Genomic DNA, 17,754 nt, shown 5'->3' with positions numbered 1-17,754 from the left:
AAATTGCAGATAATCATAAGAAAGTTTAGAAAGGCTTCCTGTTTTAAAGCGCTACACTGAGAAAAAGCCAAGTTATCTTATCCAAGAAAGCGCTTCAAATAATAAAAATTGAGGGGGATAAATGGTGAAAAAACGTTCAAAGAAAGACACAGGTAATAAATTAGTAGTTGCTGTACTTGCAAGCGGGCTTCTTCTTTCTGGTACTAATCTTTATGTGTCCGCCTCTGAAACAATCTCTACTGATCAAATACAGCAAAAAGAAGGGTTTGTTAAAGCCGCAAATACGGTTCCAAAACTGGTTAATGCAGAGTCAATCGATGCGGTTATAAACGCTATGACCCTGCAAGAAAAAGCCTTTTTATTGGTAGGCGGCAATAAAGGAGGATTAACTTCTGAAAATGGAGAAGTAATCGGCGGCCAATCAACTAAAGTTCCGGGTGCTGCCGGCCAAACACAGGCCATTCCGCGTTTAGGCATTCCAGCTATCGTATTGGCAGACGGCCCAATGGGTGTACGGATTAGTCCAACGAGAGAAAATGATGCAAAAACATACTACGCAACAAAGTTTCCTTCCCCAACGGTTCTCGCCTCTACCTGGGATGCTGATTTGGTAAAAGAAGTCGGAGACGCGACTAGTGAAGAAATGAAGGCTTATGGGATCGACCTCCTTCTTGCTCCTGGCATGAATATTCAAAGTTATCTACTTAATGGAAGGAATTTTGAATATTTTTCAGAGGATCCGGTTGTTACAGGTAAATTAGCCACAGCCTTCGTTAATGGTGTAGAAGAAAATGGTGTTGGCACAACCATTAAACATTTTGCGGCTTTCAATCAGCGGACAAACAATAATGGAAATATGATCGTCAGTCAAAGAGCATTACGGGAAATTTACTTAAAAGGCTTTGAAATGACGGTAAAAGAAGCGAAGCCTTGGTCGATAATGGACTCCTACAACAAAATTAACGGCACATACGCAACCGAAAACAAAGAATTATTAACAGATGTATTACGAAATGATTTTGGCTTTACTGGATTTGCGATGACAGACTGGGAGTTTGCCGGCCGGAACATCGTCAAGCAAATGGAAGCAGGTACAAACTTGTTAATGCCAGGAAGAGCAGCGCAATCAGAAGCTATTATCGCTGCAGTTGAAAGCGGGCTTTTAGATGAAAAAATTCTAGACCGAAATGTTAAAGAAATTCTTCAAATTGTTGTGCAGTCTCCTACCTTCAAAGGAGCAGAGCCAACAAACTCACCAGACCTTGCAGCGGGAGCAAAAGTAGCAAGAACGGCAGCTGCCCAGGGAATGGTGCTTCTGCAAAACAAAAATCAGGCTCTGCCTATCAAAAATAATGTAAGCGCTTCTTTGTTTGGTGTCCCCGTTAGTGAAATCAACACAGGCGGAAGAGGAAGTGCTCTCGTTTATGCGCCTTATCAGCTTGGCATTGCAGAAGGACTGCGAAATGCCGGCCTCACATTGAATGAATCTCTGCTTACAAAATACAACCAATATGTAGCAGACTTACGGAGCCAGGATGCGTACAAAGGAACACCGGGCACTTTCGGTTCTGTTGGACCGAAGCTTCCTGAGATGGACATTACCACGGATGTACAAACAGCAGCAGCCAACACGGATATTGGAATTGTTGTAATTGGCACTGCCCCTGGTTCTTATGCTGTCGATCGCGCCAAAGAAGATTTTTATTTGTCTCCTTCACAAAAAGAAATGGTAGAAAAAGTGTCCAAAGCGTACCGCGATCAAGGCAAGAAAGTGATTGCCGTCTTGAATGTAGAAGGTCCTGTTGAAGTGGAAAGCTGGAAAGAAAAAGTAGATGGTATCCTTCTCTCCTGGCAGCCGGGACAAGAGCTTGGAAACGCTGTTGCAGACGTTTTGACCGGAAAGGTAAATCCATCTGGTAAACTAGCTCAAACTTTCCCTGTTGATTATACGGATCTTCCGTATGCGGACCGTTATCCTGGCTCACCGGATGGCTTTCCTTATGAAGAGGATATTTATGTTGGTTACCGCTACAATACTACCTTTAATGTAAAACCTTCTTATGAATTTGGCTATGGCTTGTCTTACACCACATTTGAATACGACAAAGTGAAAGCCACAAAGAAATTTAAAGGCACACTATCTATTAGTACGAGCGTAAAAAACACCGGAAAAGTACCCGGAAGAGAAGTGGTCCAGGTATATGTGTCTGCGCCTGACGGAAAATTGGAGAAGCCTTCTCTAGAGCTGAAAGCATTCACTAAAACGGCCGAACTGAAGCCAGGAAAAAAAGAAAAAGTAACGTTTGAATTGGGTGCAAAAGATTTAGCATCGTTTAGTGAAGAGATTTCTGCCTGGGTGCTTGAAAAAGGCACGTATACCATTCAAGTGGGCGCTTCTTCGGAGGATATTAAGGACACGGCCACTTTTACAGTTGCAGAAGACATCATTGTTGAAAAGGTCAGTGATGTACTGGATCCCGGAACAGCCATTGACCGTCTTTCAAAAAGGTAACGATTTTTTATAAAAGTAAGTAATCATTAGCAGCAGAATTTTCTAAAAATGCTTTCAAAATCGATACGAATAAAGGTGGCTAAAGGATATGTTAAAAAAGATGAAAACACAAGCAAAAACAGCTATGATCTCTACGTTAGCAGCAGGAGCACTGCTTTCTTACAGTACGGGAGCAGCGGCTCAAGAAGTAAAAACACAGCCGGCTTCTTACCAGACTGTTACAGAAATCAAAGATTGGGGAGCAGTCAACACAAAACTGATTGTAGATTTAGGAAGACCTGTTCCAAAAGGTTCTATCACACCTGATACATTTTCCGTGCATGTAAAGAGAAGCGATCACCGCTTAAAAACACCGTTTTTAGAGGAAGGCAGCCGGAAGATTACCAATGTTTACGTTTCAGATAAAAAAGGCAACCCTGCCGTTAAAACAGGCAGATATGCCGTTCTGGAAATGGAGGTAAGTCCAGCAAGCTCCTTGAGTTCTGCCCTAAACTACGATGCAGCCGGAACAGGGTTTAATGACTGGACAGAAAATAAATACACGGTTATGCAGCAAAAAGATATCCAAACAAGCGCTGGAGTTATTTCAGGCTTGGTTATTAACCAATTTGCGGGAGAAACAAAAGAGCTTGTAGAGGATTTCTCTACCGGCCAATCCACATACAATCATATAACCCTATCCTATGCGAACTATGCTCCTGAGAAAGACAAAGAGAAAAATCCGCTCATTATTTGGCTGCATGGCGGCGGTGAAGGCGGCACAGATGCTACGATTCCGCTGTCTGCAAATAAAGCAGTTAACTTCGCCACAGAAGATATTCAAGACCATTTTGACGGAGCATATATTTTAGCACCGCAGGCACCGACTTACTGGATGGATGGAATCACCAGCAGAGCAGATGGAACCTCCAAATATGAGGAAGCGTTGATGGCGTTAATTCAAGAACAGGTTGCTGCTAATCCAGATATTGATCCAAGCCGAATTTACATTGGCGGCGCCTCCAACGGAGGATACATGACTATGCTGATGACCCGGGATTACCCGGGGTACTTTGCAGCGGCATTCCCGGTATGTGAAGGGTTAAACGACTCCCTTATCTCTGACCAGGACATTCAAAGCATGAAACAAACACCAACTTGGTTCGTGACAGCGGAAAACGATACAACATTGCCTCCTTTCCTTAATACAGTGCCAACGTATGAGCGCTTCGTTGCTGCTGGAGCGGAAAATGTTCACCTGTCTTTATTTAATGACGTCCATGATACGTCTGGTTTGTACACGAATGCAGATGGTACACCGTATCAATATAACGGTCACTGGTCATGGATCTATGTGTTTAATAATGAGGTAGATACCGAAATAAACGGAAACACGACTACCATCATGGATTGGCTGGCTGAACAATCCCTTGAAAACTAAAGAGCAAACTTTGCGGCAAGATTCACTTTTTGTGAACTTGCCCTTTTTATGTTTTTCTTAAAGGTATACTATGCCTTAACAATATTCTCTTAACTAAACGTCAAAAAGGCTCATCAGTAATGAAGGCTGCCGCCAAAGCATGGTTTGCAGGACAGTAAAGAGAAAATTAAAAAAGCCACTCTTTTACTAGTGGCTTCAAGCTGTAGAAAATTATAATCAATGCCCGTACACATGAATGGGATGGATCGGCGGCGTCCAGGCAGCTCCGCTTTCCATGGGGCAGGCGCTGAGCCCGATTTCGCCTGGCGGCTCCACCGGTCTTAGCTGCCCGCTAGTCCCATAGGAGTCTGCGCCGCCTTCCCGCCGCCAAGTGGCTTGCGACAAGGTGGTATAGAGCGAATAAGGTCGTATTTTTCTGTTTAAAAAAGAGAAAATGTCTATTCAGTTCTTGCTTATTGGTCTTCAATCCCACTTAGTGAAGCCTGCCTGACGAAGACTCCTGCGGGAAGTACAGTGAGTCGGGAGACCCCGCAGGCGCAGCCGAGGAGGCTCCCGCACTGCCCTAAGGTGTGCAAAGTCCGGCAGGCTTCACTGATCCTTTTTTAAAAGCGAAAGACTTTGTCTGTATACTGAATCCGCTCTCTCACTAGCGGCTTTTCCTTTTATCCTTTTACTGATCCGGCCAGCAGGCCTCTCACAAAATACTTCCCAAGAAGAATATAAACCAACAGCGTAGGCAGTGCAGCAAGCAGCGCTCCTGCCATTTGAACATTCCACTGGACAATCTGGCTTCCGGATAAGTTTTGCAGCGCAACCATGACCGGCTGCTGATCAGCGGTTGTAATGGTAACCGCAAATAAAAATTCATTCCAGATGTTTGTAAACTGCCAAATGGCTACTACAACAAATCCTGAGACCGATAACGGAACCATAATATGCCGGAACACGCCAAGAAAGTTGGCTCCATCGATTTTGGCAGATTCAATCATTTCATCGGGAATATTCACATAAAAGTTTCGAAACATCAGCGTGGTAATCGGGATGCCGTACACAACATGAACAAAAATCAGCCCGGGTATAGAGTTATACAGCCCCGCTTCCCGTAAAAATTGAATCAGTGGAATCAAGATACTTTGATAAGGGATAAACATACCGAACAGCATAAGAGTAAACAAGATCTCCGACCCTCTAAACCGCCACTTCGAAAGTACATACCCGCTCATCGCCCCTAATAGAGCAGACAGCAAAGTAGCAGGTATAACGAGATAAAAAGAGTTCATCAAGTTTGGCGCAAGTTTGGAAAAAGCTTCTCCATAGCTGCTGAAATCCAGCGAGGATGGCAGCGTCCACATTTGGTCCAGCGTAATTTCATCCAGCGGCTTTAAACTCGTAATGATCATGACATAAACCGGCATTAAGAAAAATAAGCTGACCGCAATCAGCACGAAGTAGCTGGCCGGTTTTGTAAACGCCCTGATGACCATATTACGCTTCCCCCTTTCGGCTGTTTAGTAAGTATGGAACGATAAATATGGCAACACTGAGAAGCATAATAATCGCAATTGCAGCCCCGTTCGCATAATAATTACCTCGGAATGTAGTTTCAAACATATAGACACCTGGAACGTCCGTTACAAAGTTTGCACCGGGACCTGTCATCGAATAAATCAAATCAAAGATTTTCAAGGAAATGTGCGCCATGATAATAATGACACTCACTGTAATCGGGCGAAGCTGGGGCAAAATAATCTGCCGGTAAATCTGAAATTCAGAAGCCCCATCCATACGGGCCGCTTCTCTTGTTTCATCCGGGACCGCCCGAAGCCCTGCAATATACATAGCCAATGAAAACCCGGTCATTTGCCAGACAGCCGCAATCCCTACGGCAATCAGCGCAGCCGGCAGCCCAAATTCAATCTGTCCCCATTGAAAGCCCGCTAAAATGTTGGTATCTGTGTACCACTTAGGTGTAATCCCGAAGGTGTTTAAAAATAAGTTAATTCCCGTTGAAGGATTTAATAACCATTGCCACACGACGCCGGTTACAACAAACGACAATGCCATAGGGAAAAAGAAAATATTTCTGAAAATGGACTCTCCTTTTAGCTTCTGGTCAAGCAGAATAGCCAGTGACAGCCCGAATAAAATCACCAGGCCGATAAAGAGAATCGTAAAAAAAAGAGTATTGCGTAAATCGGCTTGAAAACGAAAATCGCTGAATAAATACATGTAATTTTTCAGGCCGGCAAAAGAGAAATCAGGAATAAGTGAATTCCAGTTGCTCAGTGACACATATCCTGTCCAGCCAATAAATCCATATACAAAAATGACAATCAGCAAAAAAGAAGGCAGCAAAAAAGCGAGCGCCATCCATTGATCAGAGGAATAGCTTTTTTTGGACGCTTTTTCTCCCTTGGCTGTTTCTTTTCTTACTGCTTCCATAGTAAATGCCTCCTTGTAAAGAAAACCCCCCTTACGGAGGGTTTCTGCTTTATTTTAATTCGGTTCCTGCTGATTGAAGCGTACTAACAAGCTGATCGACACCTCCCTGTGTAACAAAGATATTAACCGCTTGATTGACCTTCGTTACAAACCCTTCTGGTGCTGCTGAGCCGTGCGCTAAGCTTGGCACAAGTGCTGCAGATTTAAAATCTTCCATTGTGTCTTTTCCATATTGATCGTATTTTGATACGTCTGCGTCAATACGAGCTGGAATAGAACCTTTTAATGGGTTAAAAGCATCCTGGCCTTCAACCGATCCAAGCACACTGAGGAATTTTTTTACATCTTCTGAATTGTTTAACCCTTTCGGAAGACCAAAAGTATCCGTAATAACACCGAATGTTCCCTCTGTTCCAGGTGTGGGTGCATAGCCAAAATCTTTATTGACAGCCAGTTTCAAATCATTCGTAAAATATCCTTTTGCCCAGTCACCCATAACGTTCATCGCTGCTTCTCCACTTCCAACAAGCTGCGCAGCATCCTGCCAGTTGCGGGAACTGTGATCTTCATTTACATAAGTAAGCATCTTTTTAAACGTTTCGGCTGCTTTTTTAACTTTTGGATCGTCAAAAGCCAGTTCGCCTGTCCAAAGCTTTTTATAGTCTTCTGCGCCCAGTTCTCCAAGCAGGACCGTTTCAAATAAGTGTGTCGCTGCCCATGGCTCTTTGTCTCCAAGTGCAAGCGGCGTAATGCCTTTTTCCTTTAAAGTGTCTGCAGCTTTAAAAAACTCATCAAATGTTGTTGGAACAGCAAGGCTATTTTCCTCGAAGACTTTCTTGTTATACCAAAGAACATTCGCACGGTGAATATTGACCGGCACCGAATACATATTGCCGTCTTTACTGACAAGTTCAATTAATTCTTTTGGAAATTTATCATTCCATCCTTCCTGCTCATACAGATCATTAAGCGGCTCCATTTTATCCGCTGCTACCCAGCTGTCATTCAGTTCTGAACCGCCATGTACCTGGAAAGTAGCGGGCGGATCATTTCCCTGCATCCGGCTCGCCAATACGGCTTTCGCATTGGTTCCAGCTCCTCCAGCTACAGCAGCATTTTCAATTGGAATGTCCGGGTATTTCTCTTCGAAAAGGGCAAGAAGTGCTTTTAAGCCGTCTTCCTCACCTGCACCCGTCCACCAGCTGAAAATATCGAGTTTCCCTTTTTCCCCGCTTCCCCCGCTGCTGCCCTGGCTTCCTTCTTCCGTCTGTGTGTTAGATCCGCAGGCAGATAAAACGAGCGTTAGAATCATCATTAAGATAAGCCCCAGTTTTTTCTTCATGCCTTTAGCCCCCTTTTTTGTAAGCGTTAACACAAATAAGTATATCCCTCTTGATAAGGTGACTTTTCTGAAATCTTTTATGATTTTCTGTACTTTTTTATGCAAAAGAAAAACAGCGGCTTCAGCCCCTGCTTAAGAAAAAGATTTCCGGTATTCTTTTGGTGAACAGCCAGTTGCTTTCTTAAATACACGGCTGAAGTAATTCGGATCATTATACCCTGTGCGATCCGCAATTTCTTTCAGGCCTAAATTGGTGTGCTGGAGCAGCTTTTTAGCCGTTCGAATTCTATAATTGGTTAAGTAACCAATAAATGTTTCGTTCATTTTTTCTTTAAACAGTTTCGTGAAATACGTTGGGCTCAGCTGCACGTGATCAGCCACATCCTCCAGGCTGATTTGCTGATGAAAGTTTGTATGGATAAATGCTTTTGCTTTTGCAATCATTTCTCTTCCCTGCTTGTGCATAAAGACTCGGCTGGCCAATTCATTGCCAAAAGCAAGGCAGTCTTCAGTGGATTCCGCTTCCATAATACTCACATCATCAACGTAAACACCGATGGCGGCCATTTCTTTTTTGACATGTACTAATTCTTCTTTTAATTGATTAAGCGAATAGCGGGTAAAAAGAGTGTCTAAAGGATGGCGGTTCATAATCGCTTTTTCAACCGCATTATGCGAAAAAGAAGGGCTCTGATCCGCAAACCCATATGATGCCCCGCGTCCAGCTTTTAGCTGCTGAAAAGCAAGCAAGGCCTCAGAATAAGAGGATCCAAGCTGTTTTAAGGGGTAAGGAACGCTTGTGCCTACGGTGATTTTTCCGGGCCACGAGCGAACGATAGACTTGGCTAAAAGAAGCACATCTGACTTCCGGCATTCCTTGCTTAAAAATAAAACAGCCAGCCCGCCGGCCTGTGGATGAGCCGCCAAAAAAGGAAACGGGGAGTGCTCGTTAAGCTGTTCGATAATGTCTTTCCTTGTATTTGCATCTGGACATTCATACACATGCATAAAACCTACTTTTGCCTCGGGATGAAGCATCCTCAGGCGCCTGCACACTTCTTCGTTCATGTCCTGCTGCATTACTTTAGCAAGTACAAGCTGCCAAAGGGCAGCTTCTGAGACTTGTTCTTCCTTTACTTCCTCTTGTACTTGTAAAATCGTTTGAATCGTTTCATCTCTTTTAGCTGGTTTAACAAGATAGTGTTTTACTCCCTCAATCATCGCTTCTCTTGCATAATCAAAAGAAGCATACGCTGTCATCATGATAAAACGAATAGAAGGTTGCTTTGAGCGAATATGGCGAATGGCTTCAAGACCATTCATGCCTGGCATTTTAATATCCATCAGCATTAAATCGGGATGAAGCGATTCGGCAAGCTCAATCGCTAACCTCCCGTTCCCAGCCTCACCTACCACCTGTACCTGTGGAATATGCTGCTCAAGCAGCTTACGCATCGCTTTTCTTTCAATCATTTCATCATCAACGACAATCACCTTCATCCTATTCCTCTCCCTTCATAAAATGGTATACGAATTTGAACGGTGGTTCCCATACCTTCTGTCGATGAAATAGAAAAAGATCCTTTTTCTTTATAGAAGAGATGCAGCCGCTTTATGACATTTTCCAAACCAATTCCAGTCGAGTGTCCGGTATGTTCCGCTGCCTTCCCTCCTGCTCTTAGCTTTTGAAGAGTTTTCTCGTCTATACCCGCCCCATTATCTTTCACTTCAATAACAGCCTGTGTGCAGCTGCTCGTCACAACGACAGAGATTTCTCCGCCTTCCTCTCTGTTTTCAATCCCATGAATAAAAGCATTTTCCACAATCGGCTGCAAGATCAACGCTGGCATAGAAATAGGGAGACATTGTTCCTCTACAGATAAATGAAAAGAAACGCGGTCTGAAAATCTCGTTTTTTGTATGGCAAAATAACTCTCTACCGCCGCCATTTCATCCGCCAATGTAACAGATTTTTGCAAATCCCCAAGGCTGTACCTGAGAAGCGATGACACGGATTCAATCAGCTGTGTAGTCATGGGAGCATCCTCCAGGTAAGACATTTGCTTTACGGTGTTTAAAGTATTAAATAAAAAATGCGGATTGATTTGATTCTGAAGCTGCTTTAATTCCAATTCCTTCAGCCATTGGTTGAGCGCTGCTTTTTCTTTGATTTCTTCAATAAAACGGCGCATGTCTCTTCTCATCTGGTTAAAAGACTCCCCGAGCTGATGAATTTCATCTCTGGTTAGAACGGAAACATCCGGCCCATCGAGCCGCCCGGCAGACATTTCGGCTGCCGCCTTCGTTAACGTATGTATGGGCTTTGTAATCCCTCTTGAGAACCAAAGAGCCATGAAAACAGCAAGAAGCAGCGTGGAGACAAATAAACTGATGATAAAATGCTTAAAAGCTGTATTTCGCTTTTCCATTTGATCATAAAACTGCTGGTATTCATTTAATTCTAAGTTTAAATAGGCGAGCGTGGCTTCTTGTACATAGCCGGAGACATTCCGAACTTCACGTAAATGACCGGGGTATTCATCTACCGCCTCTACCTGAATCGCTTGAATCGTTTTATCGCTTTCTTCAACAAGAGTATCCATCATTTCCTGATACATGTTCATGGACTCGGGCTGAATATCGGCTGTATTGGTTGCTTCTATCCTCTCTTTGTTTTCAAGTAAAACCATTTGGGCCGCTTTTACTTTTTCTAAGGAACCCTTCTCCCGCTCAATCGCATATGAATTGACTCCTTCATACAGTGCAGCAGACTGCTGGGATATTTCATTTAGAAGCAGAAATCCTTGAAAGCTTTTATGATATTCATTCACAAGCTGCCGGCTGCTTACATAGATAGAATATGAAACTACATTAAATAAGACTACAAACACTAAAAAATAAAGAAGAAGCTTTTTCCTGATCGTAATCATGACCCGCTTTCTCCTTCCACAATCGGTAAATCCTCTCTTCGAATAATAGATGTATCCGTGTACTGAAGAGGATGGATATTTTCTCCTGCTTTCAGCTTGATTAATGACGCTACTGCATTGTAACCCATCTCATACGGATCCTGGGCTACGGTAGCCTGAATCGCCTGCTCATTTAAAAGAAACAGGGTCTCTGGAAGTGTATCAAATGCAATGACATAAATATTTTTTTTATTAAAGTACCGAGTTACACCGGCAATGCCGATCCCGTCTAAAGCACTGGTCCCATAAATAGCTGTGATATCAGGGCGACTATGAAACAGGCGGTATGTCGCTTCAATAGCGCCGATCTTTGTGATAGAGGACTCTTCAATCCCAACGATTTGAATCCGTTCATCTTTTTTAATCGCTTCTTTAAAGCCTTCTACCCGCTGCTTCTGATTTTCGGACTGAAACCGGCCCGTTACGATACCCACTCTCTGTGAACCGTTTGTATCCGCTAAGAGTGCCTGCCCCGCTAAAAAGCCTGAGTAATAGTTGTTCGTTCCTACATATGCAGCCCGCTCTGTCTCCGGAGCATCTGTATCCACGGTGATAACCGGAATTCCTTTGTCATGTGCTTTTGATATTAATGTCGTCAGCATTTCACTTTTCCCGCCCTGCATTAAAATACCGTCTACTTTACCTGCGATGGCCGTATCAAGTGTTTTTAAATGTTCGCTGTAATCGGCCTGCCGGGGACCTGCATACTCTAAATAAACACCGTACAGGCCAGCTGCATCTCTTGCTCCTTTTTCGACTAAACGCCAATATTCGTTATCCATCTCTTCCGGAATCAAGACAAAGTGGTACACAGATTTATCCTGCTCTGCTTCTGCTTTTTTCATATGAAATGTTAGTTTTCCATAGTAAATCATACAGGCTGATGCCGCGAGAAAAGCAAGGAGCAGGATGCCGTATGCAAGCCGCTTCATAAATCTCCCCCTCCCAGTAAGCGTTTTCATTATCAACGCCTTTATCTGTGTCCACCTAGCCTTTTCCTATTTACTTCTCTATGTATCGTTTTGTTTCCTTTAATCTTCCATTAAAAATAAAAGCAAGCAGCGTTTATCAGTCAATTAACAAACTTCCTGTTTTTTCTTTCCCTTTTTAATCACTCCTAGAATATCAAAACCTGACGATGTTTATGACAAAAGGCTGCTTTCGCGAAAGCAGCCTTTTGTTTGGATCTTATTCTGTTCACAGGCGTTTATTAAATCGAGATAATCCCAAAAAGTACGGCCGCTACTGTCATCACGGTTGTGGTGCCCAGTGCCCACTTAACTGCAAACCGCTGCAAGTCGCCAAACTCTGTTCCAACAAGTCCAATCAACAGGTGGGCGGCTGCCACAAGCGGACTGAGAACGTGGACAGGCTGGCCAAGCAAGGAAGCGCGCCCAATTTCCACAGCGCTAATCCCGTATGCTTCCGCCGCCTGTGCAATAATAGGCAGAACCCCAAAATAAAACGCGTTATTCGACATAAAAAATGTGAAAGGTGCGCTTAAAAAAGCAACGATCACCGGCAAAAACGGGCCGAATGAATCTGGAATAATAGATACAAGCGTTATAGCCATGGCATCAATCATTTTTGTTCCAGACATAATCCCGGTAAAAATTCCTGCTGCAATCACGATGGAAACAACAGCTAATGCATTTTTAGAATGGGCAGCCAGCCGTTCCTGCTGGTCTTTTAAATCTGGGTAGTTCACAAGAAGAGCAATACCAAAGGCGATCATAAATAAAATAGTCAAGGACATAAAGTCAATGATCAGAGAAGCCATTAAAACGATTGTTAACAATAAATTGAACCAAACCAGTTTTGGACGTTTGTAATCTGCATTCAGTGTTGTGGCGGCAAGCCCTGTGTTCTCCGCTGACTGATGGGCAGAATCAAGCTCAATTACACCAAGCCGTTTTCGTTCTTTTCGGCCCAGTAAAAAAGCGGCCGTAAGAACCCAGACAAGTCCAATGCCCATTACGGGAATCATAGGAATAAACAACTCAGATGCATCCAGCCCGAGGGAAGCCATAGCCATCGCAGAAGCCCCTCCCCATGGCGTCATATTCATTACCCCCATCGAGAGCATAGCGACTGTGGCTAAAATGAGCCGATTCATGCCAAGCCGCTTATATAATGGCAGCAGGGCAGAAACCGTAATAATATAGGTAGTCGTCCCATCTCCGTCAAGGGCAACCGTCATAGAAAGAACCGCTGTGCCCAGCACAATTTTGAGCGGATCACCTTTTACAATCTTTAAAATTTTGGCGATCAATGGGTCAAACAAGCCAGAGTCAATCATAATGCCAAAATACAAAATCGCAAACAAAATCATGATAGCGGTGGAGGCAATGCTTTCAACGCCTTCCTGCATCATCGGGCCCAGCTCGGTTAAAAAGCCGCCGAGAATACCAAATACGATCGGCACAAGCATAATGGCTACCAGAGCCGATAATTTTTTTGACATAATTAAATACATAAATACCGCGACCATCGAAAATCCTAATGCAGCTAACATTTATTCATCTCCTTTACTTCTCATATGTTGACAGCGCTTTCTTTAGAAAAGAGTATCAATCTTCTGATATTGCGTGTAGTTAAAAATTGTTTTTACTTTTTTAATTGTAAGAATCGTTTTTTTCTTATTTTTCACGACAAAAAAAACCGCAGCCTCAGCTCTACGGTTTTAAAGGGATTTGTATTTTCGTTCCGGCCGCCCGATGCTGCCGTAAATCACTTGTACCTCCATCTCATGAGTAGAGACAAGGTACTCTAAATAACGACGGGTTGTGGAATAGCTAATACCGAACAGCTGACTAAACTCATCCGCATTCAAGCTTTCCTCAACCATTTTTATTTTTTCCCTGACCAGCTTTAGCGTATGTTTATCGATTCCTTTCGGCAGCTGGGCGGTACTAGTGACAGATTGTTTTTTCAATTGAGCAGTACGAAACATGCGGTCTACTTTATCCTGATCGACTTTTTTCTGCTCATAAAGCTGTGATCGCATCTGCTTGTATTCCTCTAAGGTTACAATCAATTTATCAATCATAATCGGCTTTATTAAGTAGCCAAATGCGCCCCCGCGAATCGCCTGGCTGACTGTTTCGGTATCATTGGCCGCTGTAATTAAAATGACGTCAACTCCCCATTGCTGTTTCCTGATTTCTTTTAGCAGTTCAATACCGTTGGTGTCTGGAAGAAAAACATCAAGTAAAATCAAATGAGGCTGCACCACTTTTAACAAATCCAGTGCTTGTCTGCCTGATCCGGCAGTTGCAATCACATCAAAACCAGGCTGCTGGTCTGTAAATTGCTTATAAATTCCTGCTGCTTCATAATCATCCTCTACAATAATCACTTTAATCGTCTCCATCAAATTCCTCCTTTTTAGGTACGACAATGGTAAACCGGGTACCCCCAAGCTGACTTTTGCTTAAATAAAGATCTCCCCCAAGCTGCTGCAGAGCATGCTGGACAATCGTCAAACCAATACCGTGATTCTCTCCTGTTTTGGTCGTATACCCTTCTTGGAATATCCTCTCTTCCATATGAGCCGGAACACCCGCTCCATTGTCTTCAATATCAAACACTATTTCTTTTCCAAAGTCCGTAAATGACACAGAAACTTTTCCTTCTCTTCCTTTTTCGGTGCGTGCCGCTTCCAGCGCATTGTCTATAATATTTCCAATGATCGAAACCATCTGCTGGGCTTCTTGGGCGGTAAGTGAAACGGATAAACTACTTTCTTCATCGATGGTTAAGGATACTTGCTGTTCCTTTGCCCGATTCAATTTTCCCAGCAGACAAGCAGCGATCATAGGGTCCGCTACAGATGAAACCAGGAATGAGATGACATCCTGCCGCTCCTGGACTTCCTGGGAAATCAACTGCATCGCCCGCTCGTACTGCCCTAATCGCAGCAGTCCATACAGCGTGTTCAGCTTATTTAAAAATTCATGATTTTGTGAACGCATATTTTCAGAGAATGCTTTCATCTGAGACAGTTCCTCCGTCAGCTTTTCAACTTCTGACATAGGCCGGGCTGTCAGTACTACGCCTTCTGTCTGTCCATTCTTCAAAAACGGAGACAAATCCGCAATGAAAAGCCGGTTTTCAAATACAACCGGCTGGTTGATCCTCTCTTCTTTAAAAGTAAGCACTTCTTTTAAAAGGGTTTGAAGCTTCTTCTCTTTTATCACATATCCTTTTTGGATTGTTTGGCCGCCAAATAGCAGACGGGCTTTCCTATTCATCGATGAAACTTGATTCTGTGTATTGATCACAATGGTTGCATCCCGAATGGATTCCAGTGTGGCTTCTTTCTCTTTGAACAAATAGGAAATTTCCTCCGGTTCAAGTCCTAAAATCACTTTTCGAATCCTGCGTGCAATAATCATGGCCCCCACAGCTCCAATGGCTAACGGAATCATAGCGAGCTGGATAATTTTCGTTCGATAAACATCTGTCTGTTCTTCTACATCATTTAATAAAAACCCAACAGACGAAACACCAATAACCTTTCCGTGTTCGTTCCATATAGGCGTTTTTGCTTTAATTGCTGGACCGGATATGCCCGTATCTTTATAAATAACCGATTGCTCTCTTAAAAGAGAAGCGTCATTACTAGTAGCTGTATGTTTTCCAATCGAATCAGGATTCGGATTTGTATAGCGAATTCCTTTCGTATTGACAATCGTGACATAACTGGCCCCGGTTGTTTTGCGTATCGTCTCGGCAATCGGCTGCATCGTTACAGTAGGATTTTTTTCTTGGAAGGCATCGATAATTTCTTCATTCTGTGCCGCAAGTTTTGCGACAGTCATTGCCTGCTTTCCCATATAAGATTCAACCATTTCATCGATCATGGAAGAAAAAAGGAGACTCACCAAAAATGTACTAATGATTATGACTATCGTTAAAAGAAGGGCAATTTGAGTCAGCAGGCTCAACCGCACCGGTTTAAAAAGCATGATGTTTCTCCCACCTTTATACTGCTTATCTTCTGTTAAATCGCTAACATGTTTAGCTATAAAAAATGAAAATCTTATTTTTCTTTTTAAGTATACATGTTAGCAGAAAGCAGACAAGGTCTATTTCTCATTCTTATAGAGAGCGCTTTCCTTTGCATACGCCTTTTATGGTGTAAAAAAGGGTACATGACTTTAAACGTTCGGACCGAAACAAAGAATGCCTGTGTAAGGGCCATTTTCCTCCCGTTCCATAATCGGCTGATCCTCTTTAAAAAGGGTATACTAGCTATACGCACCAGAACATTTAACAGCTGACAAAGAAAGAGCAAAGTAACGTACACTCTTTTATGAAAACAGTTCCAAAACCATTTCTTTTCTAGTAGAATAATAAAGAAGAAAAAAATTTTCTTTCTTAAAACAAAAAAAATAAATAATTTTCATTAACTCATGTTTGATACACACAGCAAAGATCGGATCATTTGATAAAGGAGACTATGAGTATGTCAAAACAATCTTTTTATCTAGGCGTTGATATCGGAACGACCAGCACAAAATCCGTTTTATTTGGAGAAGCCGGCAAAGTGCTGGAGATGCACCATGTAGAGTATCCTCTTTACAGCCCCTCGCCGTCTATTGCTGAGCAGGATCCGGACGAAATTTTCCGGGCTGTGCTTGAAACGATCAAAACCGTTTTGACAAAAGGACATGTTGATCCGGCTCAGCTGAAGCTCGTCAGCTTTAGTTCCGCGATGCACAGCGTCATTGCAATGGACAAAAACGGCAAACCGTTAACACGCTGCATCACCTGGGCAGACAGCCGGCCGACCAAATGGTCCGAGAAAATTAAAAACGAAATGAACGGCCTCGAGATTTACAAAAGAACCGGCACGCCGATTCACCCCATGTCCCCTCTTTGCAAAATTGCCTGGCTGCGGACCGATCAGCCGAATGTGTTTGCAGCCGCCGATAAATTTATCGGGATTAAAGAATACGTGTTTTACCAGCTGTTTGGTGAGTATGTCGTTGATTATTCTATTGCTTCTGCGATGGGCATGTTTAATTTACATGAATTAGCATGGGATAAAGAAGCACTCGAAGTAGCAGGCATTTCGGCGGACCGGCTGTCAAAAGCGGTTCCGACGACCCACTTTTTAAAAGGCTTAAAGCCGGTATACAAAGAAGATCTCGGCATTTCTGATGACACACCATTTATTGTAGGGGCAAGTGACGGGGTTTTATCGAACCTCGGTGTGAATGCTATTGACCCGGGCGTGGTAGCCGTAACCATCGGCACAAGCGGCGCCATCCGTACTGTAACAGATAAGCCGGTCACGGATCCGAAAGGACGCATTTTCTGCTATGCGCTGACCGAGAACCACTGGGTTGTCGGCGGGCCGGTTAATAATGGCGGCATGACGTTTAGATGGGTGCGGGATGAATTTGCCTCAGCCGAAATTGAAACAGCGAAGCGGCTTGGCATTGATCCGTATGAAGTGCTGACCAAAATCGCTTCTCGTGTAGCGCCAGGTTCGGATGGTCTTCTATTTCATCCTTATTTGGCTGGTGAGCGGGCACCGCTTTGGAATCCAAACGCAAGAGGCTCCTTTTTCGGCCTCAGCCTGCACCATAAGCGTGAGCATATGATCCGCGCTGTTTTAGAAGGGGTAATCTTGAACTTGTATTCGGTTATGCTTGCCCTTCAGGAAGTCATTGGCGTGCCGAAGCAAATTCAGGCAACAGGCGGATTTGCCCGCTCTGAGCTGTGGCGTCAAATGATGGCGGATATTTTCGATCAGGAAGTGACAGTGCCGGAAAGCTTTGAAAGCTCCTGCCTTGGTGCGATTGTATTAGGTATGTACGCGCTTGGCGAAATTGATGATTTCTCTATTATGTCAGAGTGGGTCGGCAGCACACACAGCCACCAGCCAAATCTGGAAAACGTAGAGGTTTATCAGGATCTGATGTCGGTTTATATTCGCGTGGCACGTGCACTTGAAAATGAATACGGCCTTATTGCCGAGTTTCAGCAGAAATGGATCAAATAATAGTGCTTGAAAAAGAAGCGGCCTGTTCTCTTAAACAGGCCGCTTTACTTATTT

The 17,754-nt window shown here is 43.5% G+C and carries 12 protein-coding genes; 3 read left to right on the top strand and 9 right to left on the bottom strand.

Features of this window, described 5'->3' with window-relative positions; genetic code table 11:
* The first annotated feature begins 124 nt into the window (after nucleotides 1-124).
* Together L2D08_RS13395 and L2D08_RS13390 are read left to right on the top strand one after the other, a co-directional pair.
* The gene (locus L2D08_RS13395; RefSeq protein WP_242234354.1) at nucleotides 125-2,512 is read left to right on the top strand and encodes a glycoside hydrolase family 3 N-terminal domain-containing protein; all 2,388 of its coding nucleotides are present in this window, start codon (nucleotides 125-127) and stop codon (nucleotides 2,510-2,512) included.
* A gap of 88 nt (nucleotides 2,513-2,600) precedes the next feature.
* A complete protein-coding gene (locus L2D08_RS13390) occupies nucleotides 2,601-3,932 on the top strand; it encodes a prolyl oligopeptidase family serine peptidase (RefSeq protein WP_242234353.1) in 1,332 nt (443 codons plus the stop codon).
* A 662-nt stretch (nucleotides 3,933-4,594) separates the two neighbouring features.
* Here the strand turns inward: L2D08_RS13390 and L2D08_RS13385 are convergent.
* From L2D08_RS13385 to L2D08_RS13345, 9 genes are all read right to left on the bottom strand, one after another.
* Complete coding sequence (locus L2D08_RS13385) at nucleotides 4,595-5,416, bottom strand: carbohydrate ABC transporter permease (protein WP_242234352.1); 822 nt, start codon at nucleotides 5,414-5,416, stop codon at nucleotides 4,595-4,597.
* A gap of 1 nt (nucleotide 5,417) precedes the next feature.
* Nucleotides 5,418-6,302 carry a carbohydrate ABC transporter permease gene (locus tag L2D08_RS13380; protein ID WP_375337586.1) on the bottom strand — a complete coding sequence of 295 codons (885 nt, stop codon included), beginning with the start codon at nucleotides 6,300-6,302 and terminating at the stop codon, nucleotides 5,418-5,420.
* A 121-nt stretch (nucleotides 6,303-6,423) separates the two neighbouring features.
* Nucleotides 6,424-7,716 carry an ABC transporter substrate-binding protein gene (locus tag L2D08_RS13375; protein WP_242234350.1) on the bottom strand — a complete coding sequence of 431 codons (1,293 nt, stop codon included), beginning with the start codon at nucleotides 7,714-7,716 and terminating at the stop codon, nucleotides 6,424-6,426.
* Nucleotides 7,717-7,848: 132 nt separating this feature from the next.
* On the bottom strand, nucleotides 7,849-9,216 hold the full coding sequence (locus L2D08_RS13370; RefSeq protein ID WP_242234349.1) for a response regulator transcription factor: 1,368 nt from the start codon (nucleotides 9,214-9,216) through the stop codon (nucleotides 7,849-7,851).
* Nucleotides 9,213-10,646: a sensor histidine kinase gene (locus L2D08_RS13365; protein ID WP_242234348.1), complete on the bottom strand. Its 1,434-nt coding sequence runs from the start codon at nucleotides 10,644-10,646 to the stop codon at nucleotides 9,213-9,215. Before L2D08_RS13365 ends, L2D08_RS13370 begins: the two co-directional genes overlap by 4 nt.
* Nucleotides 10,643-11,617: a sugar-binding protein gene (locus tag L2D08_RS13360; RefSeq protein WP_242234347.1), complete on the bottom strand. Its 975-nt coding sequence runs from the start codon at nucleotides 11,615-11,617 to the stop codon at nucleotides 10,643-10,645. The genes L2D08_RS13365 and L2D08_RS13360 overlap by 4 nt, the downstream gene beginning before the upstream one ends.
* Nucleotides 11,618-11,895: 278 nt before the next feature.
* Nucleotides 11,896-13,200 (bottom strand): CitMHS family transporter, encoded by a 1,305-nt coding sequence (locus L2D08_RS13355; RefSeq protein ID WP_242234346.1) that lies wholly within the window; start codon nucleotides 13,198-13,200, stop codon nucleotides 11,896-11,898.
* A 168-nt stretch (nucleotides 13,201-13,368) separates the two neighbouring features.
* Nucleotides 13,369-14,058, bottom strand: a complete 690-nt coding sequence (locus L2D08_RS13350; RefSeq protein WP_242234345.1) for a response regulator — start codon at nucleotides 14,056-14,058, stop codon at nucleotides 13,369-13,371.
* Entirely contained in the window at nucleotides 14,045-15,655 is a 1,611-nt protein-coding gene (locus tag L2D08_RS13345; RefSeq protein ID WP_242234344.1) for an ATP-binding protein, read from the bottom strand. Before L2D08_RS13345 ends, L2D08_RS13350 begins: the two co-directional genes overlap by 14 nt.
* A gap of 500 nt (nucleotides 15,656-16,155) precedes the next feature.
* Between L2D08_RS13345 and gntK the strand changes: the two genes are divergently transcribed.
* Complete coding sequence (gntK, locus tag L2D08_RS13340) at nucleotides 16,156-17,700, top strand: gluconokinase (protein ID WP_242234343.1); 1,545 nt, start codon at nucleotides 16,156-16,158, stop codon at nucleotides 17,698-17,700.
* Nucleotides 17,701-17,754: the final 54 nt, after the last annotated feature.

The sequence above is a fragment of the Domibacillus sp. PGB-M46 genome, from assembly GCF_022668875.1.
Taxonomy (GTDB): Bacteria; Bacillota; Bacilli; order Bacillales; family Domibacillaceae; genus Domibacillus.
Note: the sequence above shows the minus strand (reverse complement) of the source record. Positions and strands in the feature narration are given on the sequence as shown.

Bases quoted from the DNA above. Each gene is read 5' to 3' on its own strand.
- L2D08_RS13365 (WP_242234348.1), bottom strand. From the start codon at position 10,646: ATGATTACGATCAGGAAAAAGCTTCTTCTTTATTTTTTAGTGTTTGTA.
- L2D08_RS13355 (WP_242234346.1), bottom strand. From the start codon at position 13,200: ATGTTAGCTGCATTAGGATTTTCGATGGTCGCGGTATTTATGTATTTA.
- L2D08_RS13385 (WP_242234352.1), bottom strand. From the start codon at position 5,416: ATGGTCATCAGGGCGTTTACAAAACCGGCCAGCTACTTCGTGCTGATT.
- L2D08_RS13350 (WP_242234345.1), bottom strand. From the start codon at position 14,058: ATGGAGACGATTAAAGTGATTATTGTAGAGGATGATTATGAAGCAGCA.
- gntK (WP_242234343.1), top strand. From the start codon at position 16,156: ATGTCAAAACAATCTTTTTATCTAGGCGTTGATATCGGAACGACCAGC.
- L2D08_RS13345 (WP_242234344.1), bottom strand. From the start codon at position 15,655: ATGCTTTTTAAACCGGTGCGGTTGAGCCTGCTGACTCAAATTGCCCTT.
- L2D08_RS13375 (WP_242234350.1), bottom strand. From the start codon at position 7,716: ATGAAGAAAAAACTGGGGCTTATCTTAATGATGATTCTAACGCTCGTT.
- L2D08_RS13370 (WP_242234349.1), bottom strand. From the start codon at position 9,216: ATGAAGGTGATTGTCGTTGATGATGAAATGATTGAAAGAAAAGCGATG.
- L2D08_RS13380 (WP_375337586.1), bottom strand. From the start codon at position 6,302: ATGGCGCTCGCTTTTTTGCTGCCTTCTTTTTTGCTGATTGTCATTTTT.
- L2D08_RS13390 (WP_242234353.1), top strand. From the start codon at position 2,601: ATGTTAAAAAAGATGAAAACACAAGCAAAAACAGCTATGATCTCTACG.
- L2D08_RS13360 (WP_242234347.1), bottom strand. From the start codon at position 11,617: ATGAAGCGGCTTGCATACGGCATCCTGCTCCTTGCTTTTCTCGCGGCA.